At 72.0% G+C, this 22,194-nt stretch carries 19 protein-coding genes and 1 pseudogene; 9 read left to right on the forward strand and 11 right to left on the reverse strand.

Features of this window, described 5'->3' with window-relative positions:
- The first annotated feature begins 203 nt into the window (after positions 1-203).
- The 3 genes and pseudogenes from AC07FV_RS15840 (at position 204) to AC07FV_RS15850 (ending at position 3,751) form a co-directional block, all read left to right on the forward strand.
- A complete protein-coding gene (locus AC07FV_RS15840; RefSeq protein ID WP_479087671.1) occupies positions 204-1,274 on the forward strand; it encodes a mannose-binding protein in 1,071 nt (356 codons plus the stop codon).
- A 396-nt stretch (positions 1,275-1,670) separates the two neighbouring features.
- The gene (locus AC07FV_RS15845; protein WP_479088031.1) at positions 1,671-2,423 is read left to right on the forward strand and encodes a DUF899 family protein; all 753 of its coding nucleotides are present in this window, start codon (positions 1,671-1,673) and stop codon (positions 2,421-2,423) included.
- A 201-nt stretch (positions 2,424-2,624) separates the two neighbouring features.
- A pseudogene (locus AC07FV_RS15850) lies at positions 2,625-3,751 on the forward strand (MerR family transcriptional regulator).
- 245 nt (positions 3,752-3,996) lie between these two features.
- On the opposite strand, the gene AC07FV_RS15855 reads toward AC07FV_RS15850, so the two are convergent.
- Both AC07FV_RS15855 and AC07FV_RS15860 read right to left on the reverse strand, forming a co-directional pair.
- Positions 3,997-5,244 (reverse strand): YncE family protein, encoded by a 1,248-nt coding sequence (locus tag AC07FV_RS15855; RefSeq protein ID WP_479088033.1) that lies wholly within the window; start codon positions 5,242-5,244, stop codon positions 3,997-3,999.
- 376 nt (positions 5,245-5,620) lie between these two features.
- Positions 5,621-6,094, reverse strand: a complete 474-nt coding sequence (locus tag AC07FV_RS15860) for a hemerythrin domain-containing protein (RefSeq protein ID WP_479087672.1) — start codon at positions 6,092-6,094, stop codon at positions 5,621-5,623.
- 408 nt (positions 6,095-6,502) lie between these two features.
- On the opposite strand from AC07FV_RS15860, the gene AC07FV_RS15865 reads away from it, so the two are divergent.
- The 3 genes from AC07FV_RS15865 to AC07FV_RS15875 all read left to right on the forward strand — a co-directional run bounded on the left by AC07FV_RS15865 (position 6,503) and on the right by AC07FV_RS15875 (position 10,187).
- The gene (locus AC07FV_RS15865) at positions 6,503-7,417 is read left to right on the forward strand and encodes an urea transporter (protein ID WP_479087674.1); all 915 of its coding nucleotides are present in this window, start codon (positions 6,503-6,505) and stop codon (positions 7,415-7,417) included.
- Between the two features lie 303 nt (positions 7,418-7,720).
- Positions 7,721-8,626 carry an AurF N-oxygenase family protein gene (locus AC07FV_RS15870; RefSeq protein WP_479087675.1) on the forward strand — a complete coding sequence of 302 codons (906 nt, stop codon included), beginning with the start codon at positions 7,721-7,723 and terminating at the stop codon, positions 8,624-8,626.
- 22 nt (positions 8,627-8,648) lie between these two features.
- On the forward strand, positions 8,649-10,187 hold the full coding sequence (locus AC07FV_RS15875; protein WP_479087676.1) for an FAD-dependent oxidoreductase: 1,539 nt from the start codon (positions 8,649-8,651) through the stop codon (positions 10,185-10,187).
- Between the two features lie 55 nt (positions 10,188-10,242).
- On the opposite strand, the gene AC07FV_RS15880 is transcribed toward AC07FV_RS15875, so the two are convergent.
- From AC07FV_RS15880 to AC07FV_RS15910, 7 genes are all read right to left on the reverse strand, one after another.
- Positions 10,243-11,166: a hypothetical protein gene (locus tag AC07FV_RS15880; RefSeq protein ID WP_479087678.1), complete on the reverse strand. Its 924-nt coding sequence runs from the start codon at positions 11,164-11,166 to the stop codon at positions 10,243-10,245.
- A 184-nt stretch (positions 11,167-11,350) separates the two neighbouring features.
- A complete protein-coding gene (locus AC07FV_RS15885; protein ID WP_479087679.1) occupies positions 11,351-12,232 on the reverse strand; it encodes a TauD/TfdA dioxygenase family protein in 882 nt (293 codons plus the stop codon).
- A 120-nt stretch (positions 12,233-12,352) separates the two neighbouring features.
- Positions 12,353-13,189, reverse strand: a complete 837-nt coding sequence (locus tag AC07FV_RS15890; protein ID WP_479087680.1) for an ABC transporter ATP-binding protein — start codon at positions 13,187-13,189, stop codon at positions 12,353-12,355.
- Positions 13,176-14,225 (reverse strand): taurine ABC transporter substrate-binding protein, encoded by a 1,050-nt coding sequence (locus tag AC07FV_RS15895; protein ID WP_479087681.1) that lies wholly within the window; start codon positions 14,223-14,225, stop codon positions 13,176-13,178. Before AC07FV_RS15895 ends, AC07FV_RS15890 begins: the two co-directional genes overlap by 14 nt.
- A 73-nt stretch (positions 14,226-14,298) precedes the next feature.
- Complete coding sequence (locus tag AC07FV_RS15900; protein ID WP_479087683.1) at positions 14,299-15,171, reverse strand: ABC transporter permease; 873 nt, start codon at positions 15,169-15,171, stop codon at positions 14,299-14,301.
- Positions 15,172-15,532: 361 nt separating this feature from the next.
- On the reverse strand, positions 15,533-16,678 hold the full coding sequence (gene metX / locus AC07FV_RS15905) for a homoserine O-acetyltransferase MetX (RefSeq protein ID WP_479088035.1): 1,146 nt from the start codon (positions 16,676-16,678) through the stop codon (positions 15,533-15,535).
- Positions 16,675-18,036: a bifunctional o-acetylhomoserine/o-acetylserine sulfhydrylase gene (locus AC07FV_RS15910; protein ID WP_479087684.1), complete on the reverse strand. Its 1,362-nt coding sequence runs from the start codon at positions 18,034-18,036 to the stop codon at positions 16,675-16,677. The genes metX and AC07FV_RS15910 overlap by 4 nt, the downstream gene beginning before the upstream one ends.
- A 570-nt stretch (positions 18,037-18,606) precedes the next feature.
- Between AC07FV_RS15910 and AC07FV_RS15915 the strand changes: the two genes are divergently transcribed.
- Positions 18,607-19,350: a VOC family protein gene (locus tag AC07FV_RS15915; RefSeq protein WP_479087686.1), complete on the forward strand. Its 744-nt coding sequence runs from the start codon at positions 18,607-18,609 to the stop codon at positions 19,348-19,350.
- 28 nt (positions 19,351-19,378) lie between these two features.
- Here the strand turns inward: AC07FV_RS15915 and AC07FV_RS15920 are convergent, their stop codons facing one another.
- Positions 19,379-19,975, reverse strand: a complete 597-nt coding sequence (locus tag AC07FV_RS15920) for a TetR/AcrR family transcriptional regulator (protein WP_479087687.1) — start codon at positions 19,973-19,975, stop codon at positions 19,379-19,381.
- Between the two features lie 62 nt (positions 19,976-20,037).
- Between AC07FV_RS15920 and AC07FV_RS15925 the strand changes: the two genes are divergently transcribed.
- Positions 20,038-20,910: an SDR family oxidoreductase gene (locus AC07FV_RS15925; protein ID WP_479087688.1), complete on the forward strand. Its 873-nt coding sequence runs from the start codon at positions 20,038-20,040 to the stop codon at positions 20,908-20,910.
- Positions 20,911-20,931: 21 nt separating this feature from the next.
- Here the strand turns inward: AC07FV_RS15925 and AC07FV_RS15930 are convergent, their stop codons facing one another.
- Positions 20,932-21,522, reverse strand: coding sequence for a TetR family transcriptional regulator (locus tag AC07FV_RS15930; protein ID WP_479087690.1), 591 nt, complete (start codon positions 21,520-21,522; stop codon positions 20,932-20,934).
- A 65-nt stretch (positions 21,523-21,587) separates the two neighbouring features.
- Between AC07FV_RS15930 and AC07FV_RS15935 the strand changes: the two genes are divergently transcribed.
- On the forward strand, positions 21,588-22,127 hold the full coding sequence (locus AC07FV_RS15935; RefSeq protein WP_479087692.1) for a GNAT family N-acetyltransferase: 540 nt from the start codon (positions 21,588-21,590) through the stop codon (positions 22,125-22,127).
- The last annotated feature ends 67 nt before the right edge of the window (positions 22,128-22,194 follow it).

The raw sequence follows: 22,194 nt of genomic DNA on the forward strand, positions 1-22,194 counted from the left end.
GCTGTCGGACGATGCCCGCATCGGGGCCTGACGTGCCCGTTTGCCGCCCGGTCAGGAGACTTTGCGGGAGCAGTCGCCCGCACCCGGACATTGTGACGGACGGTATTGCCGGGGCAGGGGTGGACCGGACACCTGCACGAGCTATGTTCGGTATCCCGGTACGCCGTCGGATCCGCCCCGCTCCGTCCCCAGGGAGTTCTCGCATGCCCTCACAGAAGCCCGCCAGCAACGCGAACGCGACGCCGGCCTCCGCTTCCCCGGACACCCCGCAGCCGACCACCGCGGTCACCCCGGCGGCCAACGAGGAGCACTCCGCGTCCACCGCGGAGGCCTCGTCCGCCCCCGGCTCCCCCGCACAGGCGTCCGCGAAGGCGGCGACGACCACCGCGGCCACCACCGAGGCGGGCGGTTCGCCGACGAGGGAGCCCGGAGAGCCGACGGCAGCGGAGTCGGATGAGTCCACGGCGAGGGTGTCGGCGACGAGGGAGTCGCCCGCGGGCGAGAAGCGCACGGCCGTCGCGGTGGCCACCGCACCGGCAGTCCCGGCAAAGGCCGCCGGCGGCGTCGACAGCGGGCGTCCCCGCAAGCCGATCCTCGCCGTGGCCGGAATCCTCGGGGCCGCCCTGATAGCCGTACCGCTGCTGCTGGCAGGTGACGCGGACGACGACAAACGGCCGGACGCCGCGCAGGAGTTGGCCGCCGGGAAGTCGGACACCGTGCTGGACCCGGGCTCGGCCGGCGCCGCCCTGGACGACTACGTCGTGGAGAAGCCCACCCCGACGGCCACCGAGAAGAAGCCGGAGCCGAGCCGGCCGGTCAAGGTCGTCGCTCCGCCGCCGCCGGCGCCGAAGCCCGAGCCCCCGAAGAGTGCCCCGGAGCCGAAGCCCGCGACGAGCGCCCCGGCGAAGAAGACCGCGCCGAAGCCGAAGGCCAAGCCGACCCCCAAGCCAGACTGGACCTCCTCGACGGTCCACGCCGTCAGCACGCTGGAGGTCAGCCAGGCCTGGACGACCAACCGCATCCGCATGGTGATGCAGCCCGACGGCAACCTCGTCGTCTACAACGAGAAGAACAAGGCGACCTGGGCCTCGATGACCTTCGGCGAGAACCACCGGGCCATCTTCCAGTCCGACGGCAACCTCGTCATCCACAACGGCGACGACCGCCCGATCTGGGCCACCGACACCTGGGGCAACGAGGGAGCCCGGCTGATCCTGCGCGAGGACGGCAAGGTGGTCATCGCCCGCTCCGGCAACGTCCTGTGGTCGACCTGATCCCACGGGCCGGCCAGGGTCCGTCCACCGCCACGTCCCGCCGGCCGGCGACCTGCTCACAGCCGACCTCTGCGCCGCGACCGTCGCCGGCCGGGCCGAAGCCGCCGTCAGCCACCTGACCAGGACCGGCTTCCGGCGCATCGGCGCTCTCTCCGGGCGGACCGAGGCGGGCCCTCGGGGCCTCCCGCCCATGCGCTGCCGACCGCGGCGAGTGCGTCATGGCCGGGGGCGCGGGCGCGTGCACACGTCGTTGTCCTGCTGTTGGCCCGAACGAGCTGTTGGCCCGAACGAGCGAGTCGCCCGGTGACCACCGCGTGGCGGCCGGAAGTGCGGCGCGGCCCGGTGGCCATGCTGGTGCGACGTGACCTCGTCGGCAGCCCGCCGGTCCAGATGCGCATGGAGACGCTCGTGAACGACCCATCACCGAGCCCGGCCCTCCCGCCCGTGGTGGACAGGAAGGCCTACCAGGAGGCCCGGCACGCTCTGCTCGCACGGGAGAAGGCGCACACCCGTGAAGGGGACGCGATCGCGGCGGCGCGAAGGCGGCTGCCGATGGTCGAGATCGACGCCACCATCGAGGTCATCGGCCCCGACGGGCCGATCACGATCCTCGACGTCTTCGAGGGCCGCAAGCAGCTCATCGCCTACTTCCACGCCTGGTGGCCCGGGCGGCCGGCCGCCGGGCAGTGCGAGGGGTGCACGTTCTTCAACAGCCAGGTCCGCGAGCTCTCCTACATCCACTCCCGCGACGCCACCTACGCCACCCTCTGCAAGGGCCCCTACCAGGAAAGTGTCCGCTACCGGGACTTTCTGGGTCTGGACATGCCGTGGTACTCGGTCGAGGAGATGGCGCCACAGCTCCTTGAGGGGCGTGACTGGCAGCGTCACCACCTCGTCTTCTACGTCCGCGACGGGAAGCGGGTGTTCGAGACGTACTACACCGGCGGCCGGGGCGTCGAGATCATGACGCCCACCCACGGGCTGCTCGACATGACCGTCTACGGGCGCCAGGAGGCGTGGGAGGACTCCCCCGACGGCTGGCCCCAACCCTGGTACTCCGCCGAGAATCCCGAGGAGTGGCGTACGAACGGGCGCCCCATCGCCCACTGGTCCCGTATCGAGGCCGGCCGCTCCGACGAGCTGACCTGAGCCTCGTCCCGCGGTAGCCGGGCCGTGGCCACCGCCCGCCCGGCGCCCGGCAACACGGCGGACCCGCAATTCCTGGCGGGACTCCGACCTGACCGCACCCCGCGAAGGCGTGACCGGGTGAAGCCTCGTGCTCGCCACGGCAGGGGCGCCGGGAACAGGACGGGCAGCGCGGTACTTGACCCTCACGCGGCGTCATGCCGCATGGTCGGGGACGTGGAGGAACACCTGACCGTGGGGCGCGTGGCCGAGCTGGCCGGCGTGAGCGTCCGCACGCTGCACCACTACGACGGGATCGGCCTCGTGAAGCCGTCCACGCGGACGCCGGCCGGATACCGGGCCTACTCGGCGGACGACGTGGAGCGGTTGCGGGAGGTACTCGGCTACCGACGCCTGGGCTTCGGGCTGCGGGAGATCGCGGCCCTGGTGGACGACCCGGCCACCGACGCGGTCGCTCACCTGCGCCGGCTGCGCGGCCTGCTGCGGGACCAACGCGACCGCACGGCGGCCATGGTGGCGGCCATCGACAGGGAACTGGAGGGACGAGCCATGGGAATCCGGGCGACACCGGAGGATCAACTGAAGCTGTTCGGATCACAGTTGTACGACACCATCGGGTCCGCTTACCCGGCGACACGACGCACCGAGCCGCGCATCGCCGCGCGGATCTGGGACGCGCTCGGGGACGCCCGGACGGTACTCAACGTCGGGGCCGGCACCGGCTCCTACGAACCCACCGACCGCGAGGTCACGGCGGTGGAACCGTCGGCGGTGATGCGGGCGCAGCGTCCCGCGGGTGCGGCGCCGTGTGTGGCCGCCGGCGCGGAGGCACTGCCGTTCCCCGACCGGTCCTTCGACGCGGCGATGGCGGTCAGTACCGTTCACCACTGGCCGGACCCGCTCGCGGGATTGCGCGAGATGCGACGGGTGGCCCGGCGTGTGGTGGTGTTCACCTACGATGCGGCACGAGCGGCCGGCTCGAGCGGTTCTGGCTCACCCGCGACTACTTGCCCGAGTTCGCCGGCCTTCTCGCCGGCTGGCCGTCACTGGCCGACATGACCCGCGCGATCGGGGGCCGTGCGGAGCCGGTGCTCATCCCGTGGGACTGCGCCGACGGCTTCTTCGAAGCCCACTGGCGCCGGCCCGAGGCGTACCTGGACGAGCAGGTGCGCCGCGCGGTGTCGGTATGGACCAGGGTCGGGCCGCAGGCCGAACAGCGAGCGGTGGACAGCCTCCGCGACGACCTTTCCTCGGGCCGCTGGGCCGAGCGGAACCGGGACCTCGTCGCCCTGGACGCGGCGGAGTTGGGCCTGCGCCTGCTCGTAACCTGAAGTGCCCTCCCCCGCCGACGCGCGTGCTGCGGTGCCCACCCGAGGCGGGCGGGAAGGCGCCGTACCGGCCGGCGGGCGGGGCTGCGGGCGCCGTGCGGCGGGCCCGGCGGCCTGCTCGGCCGCGAGGCCCGCCCTGTTCACGCCAGGGGATGGAGGGTCGGTTGGTCGGGGCGGGGCGGGGCCAGATCAGGGGGTGTCCGGGGCAGGGCGGTTGCACGCGCCTTGCCCCGGGCGTACGGAGGTGGTCAGTCGGTCGGACCGGTCCAGTCAGCAGGGAGGTGGGCGATGCGCACCCGCTGGGGGTGGTCGCCGACGGGCACGGAGGTGATCTTCTGGCCGGTGGCGAAGCTGATGGCGGTCACCTGGTCCGCTCCGCTCTCGGAGATGACGCAAGCCTTGCCGTCGCCGCTGACGGTGGCCCAGTAGGGCTTGACGGCGGGAACCGGCGGGCCTTCCTGGAGAGTGGCGCGATCGACGACGGTGGCGTAGTCGTCCATGGTTCCGGCAATGCACAGTCTGGTGCCGTCGGGGTTCATGGACATGCCGTGGTGGCGGGAGTCGTTGACGAAGGTGCCGCGGTCGTCGCTGGTGTCGGGATTCTTCGGCAGGGTCTTCATCCGGGTGATCTTGTCGGCGGCGACGTCGTACTCGAAGAAGCCGTTGAAGAACGAGACCTGGAAGTACATCTTGGACTCGTCGGGTGTGAAGGCGACCGGTCGGATCGAGTTGGAGTAGTCCTTGCCGCCGGGAAAGGCGTTCAGCCGCTGCCGCATGTCGATGGTCTTGACCACCTTGAGGGTCTGGGCGTCCGCCACGGTGATCTTGCGGTCGCCCTTGAGGAAGTCCTGCCAGGGCGCGTCGAAGTCGTTGTTGACCTCACCGATCGACATGTTCCAGATTTTGCCGTCACGAGTGAAGACGTTCTCGTGGGGCTTGTCGCCGGTGGCGAACGAGCCCACCTGCCGGCCCGTGTGGATGTCCAGGACGTGCACGGTGTTGCCGGTGGAGGCCGACACCGCGACCCGGGCCCCGTCGGGGGAGACGGCCATGTGGTCGGCCCGGTAACCCGCGACGCGGAAGCGCCACTTGAGTTCCCCCGTGGCGGTGTCGATGGAGGCCACGTCACCGAGGCTGGGGCGCGACACCACGATCGCCGAACCGTCCGGGGTGGTGTACATGTCGTCGACGAACTGGTCGTGGCCCTCGCCGGCGGTTTCCCGGATACCGAGAAAGAAGATCAGCCGGATGGGGTCGGTGTAGATCTCCCGCAGCCGCTCCTTCTTGTCGGGGATCAGGTCGATCCGGCCCACCTTGGCGAAGTCGCCGGTGGATTCGATGACGTCGGCGGTGCCCTCCCAGTTGTTGCCGACCAGCATGACCTCCTGGAGGGCAGGGGCGGCGTGCGCGGTGCTCACGGGGACGAGGGCGCCGGCTGCCATGAGGGCCGCGGCGGTTGAGCTCCACAGCCGCTGGCGCCGGGTGAGGGCCGGCATGGCGTGGCGCCGGGAACTGAGCAGGTCAGGGGATGGTGCAGCGTGCATGTTTCGCTCCTCCGACGGGAGTGAGGTGCCGAGATGGGCGGGAAACTGGAGCTGCTGTGCATCGAACCGGCCTGCGGCGCTGAGTGTGGAACACGTTCTGCCGCGGGCCGCGGCGGCGTCGGGCCGACGACTGATCGTTGGCGGTTTCGGGCATTCTCGAGTCCGGGTGGTCGCTCGCTCCGTGGGCTTGCACGCACCCCCAAGTCTGACCACCGCCAATCTCAGACTTGGGTTACCGGATGGTAGGGAGGCGCCCGGAGGCAGTGCAAGGCCCGTGCGGGAGGATTCATCACACGCAGAACCAGAAACAGGACCTCACGAAGCACTACTAGGTCATCGGTCCCAGCACCTCACCGGGTGCGGCTGCCAGGTCGAGGGTTTCGAGCACTCCGAGCAGCTGCCGCTCCTCGTAGCGGAAGTGGTTCTCCATGATGGCGGCGACGCCTTCGAGGTGTTGGTCGAGCTCTTCGGGGGGTGCGGCCCGGTCGACCGCGGCCTGGAGGCCGCGCAGCAGGTGGGCGATCATCGAGTGGTCCTGCTCGAGCGAGCGCAGCACCGGGCGCAGTTCGGGATGCGCAGCCGCGATGGCCGGGAAAAGGGTGCGGTCCTCGCCTTGGTGGTGGCCGTCGAGAGCCGCGCAGAAGCCGTGGCAGTACAGCAGCAGTTCCCGGGTGGCCGCCTCACCGGGGGTGCCGTCGGCAAGCGCGGCGCGGGTCACGGTCATCGCTTCCCGCAGCCGGTGGTGGACTCTACGGAGTTCTTGGCTCCAGGCGACCAGCCTGGTCGTCTCGCGCTCAGTCACGCGAGGACGAAGGGTACGACGAGTGCATCGTCGGGCTCCTTCGGTACGGCGCCTCCATGCCTGACACGGTCTGCCACCGGCACGCGACGCTGGTCGTACAGTAGCGCGTCCTTCGCCGCGTCAACACCGCGTTACGAGCATTCCGTTGTGAGCCGACGGGATTCCTCGCCGAGGGCTCCGGGAGCGACCTCGAAGTACTCCTGGGCGGGGGGTCGCCGAGGTCTCCGGCGGCTGCGCCGGGCTCTCCTGCACGCCAAGGCATCGGATATCGTATGACGGAAACTGAATATCGCTTAATGGAAGTGACGGGGGCGGGGCGTGGGACGGTCGACACGGGTCCGGTGGCGGTGGCAACCGGCGCACACGCCGGACTTCTGCACGCGCGTACTGCGCGGACTGGGGCAAGTGGTGTTCCAGGCGAATCCGTGGACGGGCGGCGTCTTCGCCGTGGCCCTGTGTGTCGCCGACTGGCGGTACGCCGCGTACGCGGTGGGTGGCGCGGCCCTGGGCACCTGGACCGCCCGGGGGCTCGGCGTGGCACGCGACCGGCAGGAAGCGGGTCTGGAGGGCTTCAACTCCGCTTTGCTCGCCCTCTGTCTCGCCGTGTTCCTCGACCGGGACCGGCCGACGACGGCACTGCTCGCCGCCGCGGGCTGCATCGTGGTCACCATCGGCACGGCGGCGACGGTGCGCGTGCTGAGTGCCTGGAACCTGCCGCCGCTGACCCTGCCGTACTGCCTCGTGGCGATCTCGGTGACCGTCGCCGCACCGGCCTTCCGGCGGGTCTGGCCGCACGAAGGGAGTCTCGCCGCACTGCCCGGCCCGGCCTCCGGGCACGGCACCCTGCACCCGGACGACCTGGTGCGGGCGTTCCTCCACAACGTCTCCCAGATCTTCTTCCTGGAACTGTGGCACGTAGGGGCGCTGTTGCTCGCCGGCATCTTCCTGGCGAGCAGGGCGGCCGGGCTGGTCGTCTGCGCGGGCAGCCTGACCGCCGTCGTGACAGCGTGGGCGCTCGGGACACCGGCCGAGCGGATCGCCGACGGCACCATGGGCTACAACGCGGTACTGGTCGCGCTCGCACTGTGCGGGGTGTTCCTGCCGGCGACGCCGGTCACGTTGCTGTACGCCCTCCTCGGCGCCGCCACCGCGACGGCTCTGACGCCGGCCGTCGCCGCGCTGCTCGCACCGTCCGGCGGGCACGCCTTCACGTGGCCGTTCGTGCTGACGACGCTCGGTTTCCTGGCCGCCTCCCCCTCCTTCCCTCGGCTGACCGGCACGAAGTCGGGCGCGGACAAGGTGTGTCCGACTCGCGCCGCTTAGACGAGCGGCCCCGGCAGGCCGCGCCCGCCCCTGCACTTGCGATGCCGCGCGGTTCGCCTCGGACCGCATTCCGGCGCCCATCGGCACGGCGGGCGTGTCGACGGGTGCGGCGGCCCGTCGGGCCCTCCGCCCGGTGCCGCCCAGTACGTCCATCCGTCGGCCCGCGCCGGCCGGGTCCGTCGGTTACTCGGGGGTATGCACGCGGCGACTCTTGCTATAAAGTTCGTCAACAAGAGGCTGTTACCGGCAGTAATGGACAGCCGAGAACGAGGCACCCCCGGACCCGACTCTAGGAGTCCCGACATGGCCCTCAGCAGGACCAAGAGCCGTACGCCCGACGACGACGGCATCGCGCGGCGCCTGCTCGACTCGTCCGCGCAGCTCTCGTACGACCCGCTCACCGAGGTCGACTGGGAGACGCCGCTCGATGAGGACTTCCACGGCGCCAGCCCCGAGTGGAGCACGCTCTACGGGACGGCGTACTGGAGCGAGATGAGCGAGGCCCAGCGCAAGGCGCTGACGCGGCAGGAGGCCGCATCGGTCGCGAGCACCGGCATCTGGTTCGAGATGATCTTGCAGCAGATGGTGCTGCGGGACATCTACGCCAAGGACCCGACCAGCGACACCTTCCAGTGGGCGCTCACCGAGATCGCCGACGAGTGCCGCCACTCGATCATGTTCGCCCGCGGCGCGAAGAAGCTCGGGGCTCCGGCGTACCGGCCGCACCGGACGGCCGTCGAGCTCGGCAGGCTCTTCAAGACCGTCGCGTTCGGCGAGGCCGCCTACGCGGCGATCCTGGTGGCCGAGGAGGTCCTCGACGTCATGCAGCGCGACTGGATGCGCGACGAACGGGTCGTGCCCTTCGTCCGGACCATCAACAACATCCATGTCGTCGAGGAATCGCGGCACATGAAGTTCGCCCGCGAGGAGACCCGCAGGCACCTCGCGCGTGCCGGGCGCGCCCGCCGCCGGATCCAGGCGCTCCTGATCGCCGTGGCCGCCTACGTCATCGTCACCAGCATGGTGAACCGCAAGGTCTACGCGAACGCGGGCCTGGACGAGGAGCGCGCCCTCCGCGAGGCGAAGGCCAACGAGCACCACAAGTCGATGATGCGGTCGAGCTGTTCGGGCCTCATGGAGTTCCTGACCTCGGTCGGCCTGCTCACCAAGCCCGCGCTGTTCTTCTACAAGCGCGCCCACCTCATCTGACACCCGGAGCCGAGCGCACGCCATGGCCTTCGCGATCACCCAGACCTGCTGCAACGACGCCACCTGCGTGTCCGTCTGCCCGGTCAACTGCATCCGCCCCACACCCGAGGAGCAGGCCTTCGGCAGCACCGAGATGCTGCACATCGACCCGGTGACCTGCATCGACTGCGGTGCCTGCGCCGACGCCTGCCCGGTGGACGCCGTCTTCCCGGTCGACAGCCTGCCCGCCGGCCAGCAGGAGTACGCCGCCATGAACGCGGCCTACTTCGCGCGGACGGAAGCGGAGGGGGGAGCAAAGGCGCAGGACACGGGAGAAAGGTCCGGGCCCAACTTCCACCCCTGGGGCGAGCCGGTCTTCGACCGGGTCCTGCCCTCGGACTTCGGGCCGCTGCGGGTCGCCATCGTGGGCACCGGGCCGGCGGGGATGTACGCCGCGGAGGACCTGCTGCTGCACACCCGGGCCGAGGTGACGCTCATCGACCGGCTCCCGATCGCCGGTGGCCTGATCCGCTACGGGGTCGCCCCGGACCATCCGGCGACCAAGAAGATCGGCGACACGTTCGCCCGCTTCCTCACCCACCCGCGCGTGCGCCTGCACCTCGGTCTCGACGTGGGCCGGGACGTCACGCCCGAGGAACTTGCGGCCCATCACGACGCGGTCGTCTACGCCGTGGGCGCCGCCACCGACCGACGGCTCGGCATACCCGGCGAGGACCGGGCGGGCAGCCTGTCCGCGACCGACTTCGTCGCCTGGTACAACGGGCACCCGGACGTCGCTCCGGACGCCGTGGACCTCTCTACCGAGCGCGTCGTCGTGGTCGGCACCGGCAACGTCGCCCTCGACGTCGCCCGTCTCCTGGTCTGCGACCCGGAGAGCCTGGCCGGCACGGAGATCGCGCGGCACGCACTGGCGGAGCTGCGCCGCAGCAAGGTGCGCGAGGTGGTGCTCCTCGGGCGGCGCGGTCCGGACGACGCGGCGTACACCCGGCCCGAGTTGCTGGCCCTGAAGCACCTGCCCGAGGTGGACCTGGTCGTGGACGACCACGACCCCCGCGTCGGTGCGGTGATCGACGGTTCCCGGCCGCACGGCAAGGCGGCGCTGCTGCGGGACGTGGCGCGGGAGGCGGTCGACTGGTCCGTCCCGCCGGACGCCTCGGGACGGCGGCGCATCGTGCTCCGTTTCCTGTCCACGCCCCTGGAGATGTGCGGGGACGCGGAACTGCGCGCCGTGCGCGTCACCGGTGGAGACGGTGCGCTGCCGATCCCGGCCGGCCTGGCGCTGCGGGCGATCGGCTACCGCGGAGTGCCGCAGACGGGACTGCCGTACGACGAGGCCACCGGCACGGTGCCGCACGAGCGCGGCCGGGTGACCGGAACCGCCGGCGCCTACGTGGTGGGCTGGATCAAACGCGGGCCCTCCGGAGGCATCGGCGCCAACCGCGTCTGCGCGGCGGAAACGGTCGGAACTCTGCTGGCCGACGCGGTCGCGGGAACACTGCCCGCGCCGACCGCCGGACCCAAGCGCTTCCACCGCCTCGCGCGGCGCCGGAGCCGCCGCTGACCGGCCGCGGGCGCGGCCGGGGCCCGTCGTCGCCCGGACGCGTCGTCGGGTGCGGTCAGTCGCCTCCGCCCCCGCCCCCGTCACCGCCGCCGGGGTCGGCGACGTCCGAGCCGCCGTGGTGGCGATCCCCGCCGGCCCCTTCGTCGAGGACGTACCGGGGTGGCGAACGGTCGCCGCGGCCAGAGCCGTGCGACGGGCGCGGGCCGGTCGTCCCGGACGGTGCGCGCCGGTCGGCAGGGGCGGACCTGCTGACCATGGACACCCGGTGGCCGGTGCGCGCGTCCTCGCCGGCCAGAGCCCGGGTGACGGCGGCGCGGCAGCGGGGGGTGAAGCGGGGCCAGGGGCGGGACGTGCCGGGGGGCCAGATCGCCGCCAAGGCGGCCAGCACGGCCCACAGCGGTATCCAGGCGGTCGTCCACAGGCCAGGATCGCTGTCCGGCAGCCCGGGCAGCGGACTCCTCGTGATCATCGCGTGCAGGGACAGGCCGAACGCCGTGACGAAGGCGGCCGTCAGCGAGCGTGTGCGGTAGGTGCCGAACTCGCTCCGCAGCGGTGGACGGCGTGACCGCAGGACCTGCCGGAACCGCGCGAAACGGGCGTCCTCCAGCAACTCGTGCACCGTGGCGCCCTCGTGCCGGCGCAGGGCCGTCACGAGCGCTGCCAGCACCGGGTCCTTCCGGGTGCCGAGACGTCCGCGCGGCACGGTGATCCGGCCCGCCTCGTCGACCTCGGCGTCGCCGGCCAGGATCAGCAGGCGGACGGCCACCTCCGCGGCGTACCCCTGCCGTTGGGGCGGTGCGTCGTCCCACGACGCGCCGAGCCACCACGCCGCCTGCACCGGATCGACGCCCGCCGCCAGGACGTCCTCGAGGAACCGGCGCTCGTCCCGCGTGCGCCGCCACCAGACCGCGTACAGGCCCGCGTTGACACCCGCGAACGCGAGCAGCCAGCCGGTGACGATCCACGCCGTGCCGCTCATGACGCGTACCCCGCCGGCTCGCGCAACGGGTAGGACACCGGACACCCCCGCCGGCCGCCACCTCTCCCCCGGCCGACCGTCAACAGGTCTGTGTGGCGCACCACTTGACGAAGTCTGCCACGCCGCGGGCCGGCCGGGCCCTCCGCGTTCGGCCAGGGGAGCCGGGGCCGCACCAGGGCCTCCCTTAGGCTCCGCTCCCCGGCCCCACCGGGACGTCCCCGCGCAGGGTGATGCGGTGCATGACACGGTGCTGGTTCCCGTAGTCGCGGTTGGCGTAGTGGGCGGTGCTGCGGTTGTCCCACAGGGCGACGTCGCCGGGCCGCCAGCGGTGGCGTACGACGTGCTCCGGCTTGGTGAGGTGGGCGTAGAGGATGTCGAGGATGCCGCGGCTCTCGTACTCGGAGACGCCCACGATGTGCGAGGTGAAGCCGGGGTTCACGAAGAGGCCCTTGCGGCCGCTCTCCGGGTGGACCCGCACCACCGGGTGTTCCACGGGGGCCAGTTCCGTGAACACCTCCCCCTCCCACAGGTTGCCCCGGCCCTGCCGGCGCTGGGCCAGGTAGTAGCCGAACTCCCGGCTGCCGTCGTGCACGGCGGTGAGCGTGTCGACGTACGCCCGCAGGCCCGGTGACAGCGAGGTGTAGGCGAGCTGGCTGTCGGCCCAGTTGGTGTCGCCGCCGGTGGGCGGCAGCACCACGGCGCGCAGCACGGAGATCGCGGGCGGCCGGCGTACGAACGTCACGTCCGTGTGCCACACGTCGGCGAAGCCGTTGTCCTGGCTGTCCAGGGAGTACACCTCGGGCGCCACGTCGCCGGAGTCGTGCACCGGGTGCCCGACGGTGACCTCGCCCAGCCGTCTCCCGAAGTCGATCTGCGCGGTGTCGTCGAGACCGTGCTGGTCGCGGACGAACAGCACCTTGTGGCGGACGAGTGCCCCACGCAGCGCGAGGATCCCGTCGTCGTCGAGGCGGGCGAGGTCGATGCCGCGGATCTCGGCGCCGAAGCCCGGACCGAGCGGGGTGACGGGCAACTGCTCCACCTCTGGGCGGACACGGAGCATGCTCATGGGCGGATCCCTTTCACGGTTGCTTGCCTTCGTTCACTTGCCGACTTGTTGACTTACCGATTCGTCGGCTGTGGCGCCTTCGTCGACTGTGCTTGCTTCGCCGCTTCGCTGCTTCGCCGGTCAGGCCGCGGCGGCGGTCTTCACGGCATGGGACACCCTGGCCCGCAGTTCGGCGAACTCCCTCGACTCGCGCAGTGCGTCGGCCTCCACCTCGCCCCGCGGCAGGTCGATGGGCAGGTCCAGGGCGACGGTGCCCGGGCCCTTGGTGAGTACGACGATGCGGGAGCCGAGGAACACGGCCTCCTCGGCGGAGTGGGTCACGAAGACCGTGGTCCGTCCGGTCTGCGTGGCCACTCGGCGCACGTCCTCCTGAAGCCGTTCCCGGGTCAGTGCGTCCAGTGCCGCGAACGGCTCGTCGAGCAGGAGGAGCGGGTTCTCGGCGGCCAGCGCCCGGGCGATCGCGACACGCTGCTGCTGTCCGCCGGAGATCTCCCAGGCGCGGCGTTCCTCCGTGCCCTCCAGACCGACCCGGGCCAGCAGCCGTGCCCGGTGCTCGGGCCACCGGGCACGGTCGACACCCGCGTACCGCAGGGCGAGGTCGATGTTGCCCCGCACGGTCCGCCACGGGAACAACCGGGGTGTCTGGAAGACCACTCCGGCCGTCGCCCCGGGTCGCGGCCGGTCGCCGGACACCCGTACGGCACCGTGCGTGGGCCGCTCGAACCCGGCGATGAGGCGGAGCAGCGTGCTCTTGCCGCACCCGGAGGCTCCCACGAGGACGAGGAACTCACCGGCGGCGACGGTCAGGTCCACCGGCCCCACGGCGGTGACGGTCTCGCGGCCCCGGCCGTAGGTGTGGACGACGTTCTCGAGCCGGACCGCGCCGTCGTGGCCGGTCGGGGCGCTCGTGGCGGTGGTCGTGCTCCCGGGGGGCGCCGTCGTCTCACTTGAGGACATCGGGCAGCCCCTTGACGTAGAAGGCCGCGCGGATGGCGTCCGCGGAGGGCGCGGTGTCGATCTGCTTCTGACCGGCCAGGAACGTCGCGGTGTCGGTGACGTAGGAGAGCAGCTTGCCGGGGTTGCCGTCGGTGCCCAGCCAGTCGGCGGAGGTGACCTGTTCGGGAGTGAGGAACACGCCCTGCGCGAGTTGGGCCTCGGCGTCGGCCTCGCTGATGCCCAGTTCGGCGGAGACGGCCGCGACGGAGCCCGCGGGGTCGGACTTGAGCAACCGCAGCGCCTCGGCCTCGGCCTTGCGCCAGGCGTCGATCGCCTTCGGGTCCCTGGAGATCAGGTCGTCCGACACCACGGCCAGGTCCAGGGTCGGCTTGCCGGCGGCGCCGATCTGCTTGCTGCTGGTGAGCTGGGTCCCCGTCCTGCGCAGTTCGTCCAGGGTCGGCAGCCAGACGTAGGTCGCGTCGATGTCGCCGCGCTGCCAGGCGGCGAGGATGGCCTGCGGCTGGAGGTCGACGAGTGTGACGTCGGAGGTCTTCAGCCCGGCCGTCTCCAGTGCCGCGAGCAGGCTGTAGTGCGAGGTGGAGGCGAAGGGCGTGGCGACGGTCCGGCCCTTGAGGCCGGCGACGTCGGAGATACCGGTGTCCTTGCGGGCGACGAGCGCCTCGTTGTCACCGGCGACGTCGAGGATCCAGGCGACCTTGTACGGGATCGGGGAGGTGCCGGACACGCCCCGGGCGAAGGGGCTGGACCCGAGGGCGGCTATGTCGAGGGCCTTGCCGAGGAAGGCCTGGTTGACGCCGGCCCCGGAGTCGAACTTGATCCACTTGATCTCGTAGCCGGGCAGGGCCTTCTCCAGCAGCTTTCTGTTCTTCACGATGAGGTCGCCGCTGGGGAAGGCGAAGTAGCCGATACGCAGCCTCTTGGCGCCGCCGGACGATCCCTCGTCGTCCGACGAGCAGCCGGTGACGGCCGCGGAGGCGGCGGCCAGGGCACCGGCGAGCAGCATGCGGCGGGAGGGACCTTGGGGGATGCGGGACATCAGCGGGCCGTTTCTGTGCGGAGGACGGGTGAGCGGGAGGGGAAGGACGGGCGGGGCGGGAAGGAGCCGGCGGTCATGCGCGGCCGCGCCAGGGCACGAGGGTGCGTTCCAGTCGCAGCAGCAGGCCGTCGATGACCAGGCCGGAGACGCCGATGGCGATGATGCCGACGAGCACGACGGGGGTGTTGTTGTAGTTGGCGGCGTCCTTGACCATGCCGCCGATACCGGGCAGTCCGTTGACCAGCTCGGCGGCCACGAGCGAGGAGTAGGCCACGCCCACGGCCAGCCGGATTCCGGTGAGCGTCTCCGGCAGGGCGGACGGGACCAGGACGTCCCTGACCACGTCCCACCGGGACGCACCGAGCGCGCGGGCCGCCTCGACCAGGCTGCTCGGTACGGCGGCCACGGCCGTGGTGGTGGAGACCGCCACGGGCGGGAAGGCGGCCACGGCCAGCAGGGTGATCTTCGGTTCCTCGTTGATACCCAGCCAGATGACGAGGAGTGAGAAGTACGCGAGCGGCGGCAGGGTCCGCAGGAACGTGATCCACGGCTCGAACAGCGAGCGCACTCCTGCGATGGTGCCCATGAGCAGGCCGAACACCACTCCGGCGCCGATGCCGATGCCGGCCCCGAACGCGATGCGCCGTAGGCTGATGCCGAGGTGTTCCACGAGGTAGGTGCCGTTGTAGCCCTTCACACCGTCGTGCGTGGTGGACACGGTCACGAACGCGTCCCACACCTTGGCGGGCGGTGGGACCAGGGTCGGGCTCCAGGTGCCGCTCGCGGCGAGCAGTTGCCACAGCGCGAGGAACAGCAGGAGCGATCCGATGGGCAGTGCGGCGCGACGCGGCACTGCCGGGACACGGGGACGACGCGGCGCCGGCTCCTTGCCGGTGCCGGTGCCGGTGCCTGTGCCGGGTGCTTGCAGACGTGTCGCCGAGGACATGGGACGGCCTCCATGGGTGCGCCGGAGTGCGGCAGTCGAGGTGCCGGACGGCGTGAGCGGACAGCCCTGGACGCGAGCGGGTCAGGGCGTGAGGACTGCCCCGTCACGGAGAGCGGGTGCAGGAGGGGATGTCACCGGCGCGGGCAGGACCACCGGCCGGCGGGAAGCGTCAGGGACGCGGGTTCAGCGACAACACGAAGCCGGGCGTCGGCACAGGTCGATGACCAGGCGTCGCACCAGGGGCTCGTGATTCATGGGGCCCATTTCTACAGCAGTCCCGCCGGCCCGGTAAGGGCCGTCCCACTTTCTGGGACAGTGGATGAGACGACCGCGGCAGCGGGCACACGGCGTGGCCGTGCGTTCAGGCCAGCAGTTCGCCCACCAGCGCGGCGACCTGCTCCACCTCCAGGAGGAAGCCGTCGTGGCCGTGGCGGGACTCCACGGTCCGCAGGGTGTCGGACGTGGGGATACCGGCCGCCAACTCGGCCTGCTGCGTTGCCGGATAGAGGCGGTCGGAGTCGACGGCGGCGACCAGGGTGTCGGCGGTGACCCGGCGCAGCGCGGCGCGCACCCCGCCCCGGTCGCGGCCGACGTCATGGCTGTTCATGGCCTCGCTCAGCACGACATAGCTGCCCGCGTCGAAGCGGTGTGCCAACTTGGCGGCCTGGTGGTCGAGATACGACTCGACCTGGTAGCGCCCGCCGGCCCACGGGTCCTCGCCGCTCTGGGCGGAGCGGCCGAAGCGGGTCTGCAGCTCCGGCTCGCTGCGATAGGTGACGTGGGCGAGGCGTCGGGCGAGACCGAGTCCGGCGTGCGGCCCCTGCCCGGTGGCGTGGTAGTGGCCGTCCCGCCAGTACGGGTCGGAGCGGATGGCGCGCGTCTGGAGGCCGGCCCAAGCCACCTGCTCGGCGCTCGCGGCGGCCGTGGTGGCCAGGAGCAGCAGGGCGCCCGTGCGCTCGGGGTGGCTCACGGCCCACTCCAGGGCCCGCATGCCGCCCATCGAGCCCCCCACCACCAGGGCCCAGCGCTCCACGCCCAGCGCCTGTGCCAGACCCAGCTCGGCGGCGACCTGGTCACGTTGGGTCAGGAACGGGAAGTCGCCGCCCCAGGGCCGCCCGTCGGAGCGGGCGGAGGACGGCCCCGTACTGCCCTGGCATCCGCCGAGGACGTTGGGGGCGACGACGAACCAGCGGTCCGTGTCGAGCGCCCGCCCGGGGCCGACGAGCTCGTCCCACCAGCCGGGCGTCGGATGTCCGGGGCCGGCGGGTCCGGCCACGTGACTGTCGCCGGTGAGGGCGTGCAGGACCAGCACGGCGTTGGAGCCGTCCGGTGCCGGCCGCCCCCAGGTCTCGAAGGCCAGCCGCAGCCCGGGGAGTCGGCCGCCCGCCTCCAGTCCCAGCGGTGTCGTCCGCTCGTACCACTGGCGCCGCCCGGGCGGGTCCCCCTCCCGCCAGGCCCCCGAAACCGACGGGAGGGGAGTCCGCTCGGGCGGCGGCACGGTGCTCAGGACGCGCCCTTCGCGGCCCGGAAACCCGCCTCCAGGTCGGCCTTCAGGTCGGCGAGGTTCTCGATGCCGACGGACAGCCGCACCAGGCCCGGCGAGGCGCCGGTGGCCGCCAGCTGCTCCTCGTCCAGCTGGCTGTGGGTGGTGGACGCGGGATGGATGATCAGGCTGCGGACGTCGCCGATGTTGGCGAGGTGACTGAAGAGTTCGACGGCGTCCACGAAGCGTTTCCCGGCCTCTGCCCCGTCCCGCAACTCGAAGGACAGGACCGCCCCCGCGCCGTGCGGGAGGTAGCGCCGACCCGCCTCGTACCAACGGTTGGACGGCAGTCCCGGATAGTGGACGGCGGCGACCTCGTCACGCTGTTCCAGCCACTCGGCGAGGGCCTGGGCGTTGGCGGAGTGGCGCTCGATACGCAGGCTGAGTGTCTCCACTCCCTGGAGCAGCAGGAAAGCGGAGTGCGGGGAGAGGGCGGGGCCCAGGTCGCGCAGCAACTGGACGCGGAGTTTGACGGCGAAGGCGCCGGGTCCCAGCGCGGGCCAGTACCGGAGGCCGTGGTAGCTGGGGTCGGGCTCGGTGAAGTCGGGGAAGCGTTCGGCGTGGGCGCCGAAGTCGAAGGTTCCGCCGTCGACGACGACGCCGCCGATCGTGGTCCCGTGGCCGCCCAGGAACTTGGTGGCCGAGTGGACGACGATGTCCGCGCCGTGCTCGATGGGCCGCAGCAGGTACGGCGTGGGCACCGTGTTGTCGACGATCAGCGGAAGGCCCGCCTCGTGCGCGACGTCGGCCACGGCCCGGACGTCGAGGACGTTGCCGCGCGGGTTGCCGAGCGTCTCGGCGAACAGGGCCTTGGTGCCGGGCCGGATCGCCGCCCGCCAGGCCTCGGCGTCGTCCGGGTCGTCGACGAAGGACACCTCGATGCCGAACCGGGGCAGGGTGTGGCGGAACAGGTTGTACGTGCCGCCGTACAGGGAGGTGCTGGAGACGATGTGGTCCCCGGCGCCCGCCAGTGTGAGGATCGCCAGGGTCTCCGCCGCCTGCCCGGAGGCCAGGGCCACCGCCGCGACGCCTCCTTCCAGCGAGGCGACGCGCTGCTCGAGGACGTCCTGGGTGGGGTTGTGGATGCGGGTGTAGATGTTGCCCGGCTCGGCGAGTGAGAACAGGTCGGCGGCGTGCTGCGTGTCCCGGAAGACGAACGACGTGGTCTGGTAGATGGGTGTCGCCCTGGCTCCGGTCGCCGGGTCGGGCGCGGCTCCCGCGTGCAGCTGCCTGGTCTCGAAGGACCAGCCCGGGACGTCGGGCCCGGCGGATGCCTCCTCGGGCGTGTGACCGGCGGTGACGGAGTCGATCGGCTGGCTCATGGTGGTGCTCCTTGGTACGGACGTGGGCACGGGCGACGCAGGGTGGGTGCCGCCGACACGCGAGGGGGCGTCGGATCGCCCGGTGGGCCGGCGGTCTGGGCGGCGCGGCGCGGGAAAGACCCGGTGGGCCGGTGATGTGAGCGACGAAGCGCGGGGCGGGGGACGGTTACGGTGCCCCGGGGCCCCGGACGGCGGCCGGTGCGGCGTGGACGACGAGGTGACGGACGGACGTCCGGTGGATCTGACAGGCCGTCACTTTCGTGCGGTACACCCGGAGGTGGTGTCCCGCACGTGGTCGACGTGGCGGCTGGTCGCGAGCGCGGTCATGCGGCCAGGTAAGCACACGCCGGAACGGCGGGACCAGCGCAGCGCGCGTCCTTGAGGAAGCCGCCACACGCCCGCAACGAAGCTGCCACGAAACGTCGGTGGCGAGTGGAAGCCGAAGGCGGGCGGCGCCCTCTCGCCGCTCCACGACCGCCGCTCCACCACCGCCGGTTCACGACCACCGCTCCACCACCGCCGGCTCGCGGCGTCTCCGGCCGGATCTCCGGTTCTCGTAGGATCGCCGGCATGGCTCTGCGACCCGTTCACGTGAACATCAAGGCCGTCGACCACTCGGCGGTCGGCCGGTTCTGGGCGGAGGCCCTCGGCTGGGCCGCCTACAGCCCGGGCGCGACCACCTATGTCGGACCCGGTGGCGGCCTCGTGTGGCCGGATCCGGTCGCCGTCGGCCTCGACGTCGTCCCCGTCCCGGAAGCCAAGTCCGGGACGAAGAACCGTGTGCACCTCGATCTGGCCACCACCTCCGCGGCCCACCAGGCGGAGTTGACCGCCCGCCTCCGGGCTCGCGGCGCGACACCCGTCCAGGTGGGCCAGGGCGAGGTGCCCTGGACGGTCCTGGCCGATCCCGAGGGCAACGAGTTCTGCGTGCTGGAGCCCCGGGAGGTCTACCGGGACACCGGGCCGATCGCCGCGGTGGTGGTGGACTGCCAGGATCCACGGGTCATGGCGCGGTTCTGGGGCGAGGCGGTGGACTGGACCCTGCACGAGGCGACGGAGGAACGTGCGGTGCTGCGCTCCGCCGAGGGTGTGGGCCCGTATCTCGAGTTCCTCCGCACACCCGACGTGAGGACGGTGCCGGACCGCCTCCACCTCGACCTGCTGCCGCACTCCGGTGACGACCCGGCAGCCGAGGCGGCCCGCTTGCGGGCGCTCGGAGCCACCGACCTCGACGTCGGCCAGGGCGACGTCCCGTGGACGTGCCTGGCCGACCCGGAGGGCCACGAGTTCTGCGTTCTCGCACCGCCGCACTGACGGGGGGTCCCCCGCTCGGCCATCGGTGTCACCGCAGCTGATCGAATGCCAGGTCGGCGTCGGCCACGGCCTCGGGATGGACGTCGGCGGCGGTCCTGCCCTCGGCGATCCTCTGCCAGTTGGTCCGGGCGAGCACCCGCTGGACCGCCAGGACCTGGGCGGCTCGAAGACGGGCCCGGACGCCCGCCCCGAGGGCGTCCGCCAGCGTCTCCTCGTCCTCGAGCTGGTACCGCGCGAGCCGCCCGGCCAGGCTCGGGGTGGTGAACACCAGGCGGTGGAACGCCACCACCTCGGGGTGGTCGTTGAGGCCGGTGACGGGGTCGTTGCGATCGAGGCCGGCGCGGAAGTGCCGGTGCAGCGCCGCCACCGGGTCGGTGCCGGGTCCGCGGTCCCGTACGACGCGTGCCGCTTCGCCCTGGTGGTCCGCGAACCGGTGCAGGATCAGGTCTTCCTTGGTGGGGAAGTACCGGAAGAGCGTCGGCTTGGAGATCTCGGCCGCGGCGGCGATGTCGTTGACCGAGACCTGCTCGAAGCCGCGCTCCAGGAACAGGGCCACCGCCGCGTCGCCGATGGCGTCGCGCGTCCGCTCCTTCTTACGGGCTCGCAGACCCACTCTCTCGCTCATCTGACCAGAGTAATGTATGTAACCGAGTTGCTTATTTAACCTAGTAACGATTTCATGGCCGCATGACCCGAACAGACATCTCCCCCGTGCTCGTCACCGGCGCCACGGGACGGATCGGCCGCTTCGTCGTCGACCTGCTCCTCGACGCGGGCGTCCCGGTGCGCGCCCTCACCCGTGACTCCGAGGCTGCGATGCTGCCCGAGAAGGCCGAGGTCTTCACCGGCGACCTCACCGTGCCCGAGTCGCTCGACCCGGCGTTGAGCGGTGCCGGTGCGGTCTTCCTCGTCTGGACCGCCCCGCCCGACACGGCCGCGGCAGTCGTCGAGCGGCTCTCGGGCCATGTGCGGCGGGTCGTCCTCCTCTCCTCCCCGCACCGGACGCCGCACCCCTTCTTCCGGCAGCCCAACCCGACGGCGCGGCTGCACGCCGAACTCGAACGCCTGATCACGACCGCCGGCCTCGATACGACGATCATCCGGCCGGGAATGCTCGCATCGAACGCGTCGGCCTGGTGGGCGCCCGCGATCCGGGCCGGTCAGGTCGTCCGGTGGCCTCACGGCGCCGCCGAGACGGCACCGGTCGACGACCGCGACGTGGCGGCCGTCGCGGCGCGGACGCTCTGTCACGACGGACACGTCGGAGGCGACTACGTGCTCACCGGCCCCGAGTCGCTGACCCAGGCCGCACAGGTGGAGGCCATCGGTCACGCCCTCGGGCGACAGATCGCGTTCGAGGAGATGTCACCGGCCGAGTTCCGGACCCTCGCGAAGGGCACGCCCCGCCCGATCGTCGACATGTTGCTCGCCGCCTGGAGCGCGGCGGTCGGGCGGCCCGCGTACGTCACCACGACGGTCGCCGACGTCCTCGGGACTGCGCCGCGCACCTTTCACCAGTGGGCCGCCGAGCACGCCACCGCGTTCACCAAGGGCCCGTGACGTCCTCGGTGGACCAGGCCGTCAGGCCGCCGTGCCGTCGCGCAGCAGGGCCAGTTGGCACTCGACGGCGGCGGTGATCCGGTCCTCGTCGTCCGTGGCGAGGAGATCGAGCAGGGCGCCTCGCAGGACGGCCAGGGCCAGGGTGCGGCGGGCGGCGCCGGGCTCGCTGTCGCGTTCGGCCGGAGACTGGAAGTCGGCCAGAACGCCGAGCCAGTCCTCCACCGTCGCCCGGGCGAACCCGCTCCAGGCCCCGTCGGGCTGGGCGAGGGAGCGCGTGTACGCCTCGGCCCACAGCCGCAGCAGTGGCCGGTGCTCCTTCGCGGCGAGCCACGTCCAGACCCGCCCGACGGCGGGCACGAGCCCGTACGGGCCGTCTGGCCGCCGGGCGTGGTCCAGGAGCGCCAGCTCGTCGGCCCGGGCGCGCGCCAGCAACGCCCGCAGCAGGCCGTCCTTGCTCTCGAAGAGGAAGAGCAGGACCCGTGGGCTGGAGCCGATGGCCTCGGCAAGCGGGCGCAGCGACAGGTCGGACAGACCGTGGGCGAGCGCGTACCGGTAGGCCGCTTCCAGCAGCTCGCGGTGGCGGGCGGAGGGGGTTGGCGCTTCCTGGGACATGCGGCTAGCCTAACTGAAACAACTGTTTCAGTGAACAGCAGGCTCACGGGCCGGGAGAGCACCCCATGTCCCAGCAGGATCAGACGACCGTCGTCGTACGCCGTGCCGACCGTCCAGGCGACCTGGGATGGGTGGTGATGGCCCACGGTGAGGCCTACGACCAGCAGTTCGACTGGAACACCGACTTCGAGGCGCTGGTCGCGAAGATCGTCGCCGACTACGGCGCCAAGCACGATCCGGCCCGTGAGGCGGGCTGGATCGCCGAGGTCGACGGTCGGCGTGTGGGGTGCGTCTTCCTCGTCGCCGGCGACCGGCCGAAGGTGGCGAAGCTGCGGATCCTGCTCGTCACGCCGGAGGGCAGAGGGCTTCGCCTCGGGACGCGCCTGGTCGAGCGGTGCCTCGCCTTCGCCCGTGAGGCCGGCTACGAGCAGGTCACGCTGTGGACCAACGACGTGCTCACGGCCGCACGCAGGATCTACCAGAGCTTCGGCTTCACCCTCGCGGACGAGGAGCGCCACCACAGCTACGGCCACGACCTCGTCGGTCAGAACTGGACCCTGGACCTGCACACCGGCACGGAGGACGAGGGGAACACGGAGAACTGAGCCGAGCCGGGCCGTCGAGGCCTCCCCCACCCCCGGCACCGGCCGACGGTGCCGCCCGGCGGCAGGC

This window comes from Streptomyces sp. NPDC045956 (assembly GCF_056430705.1).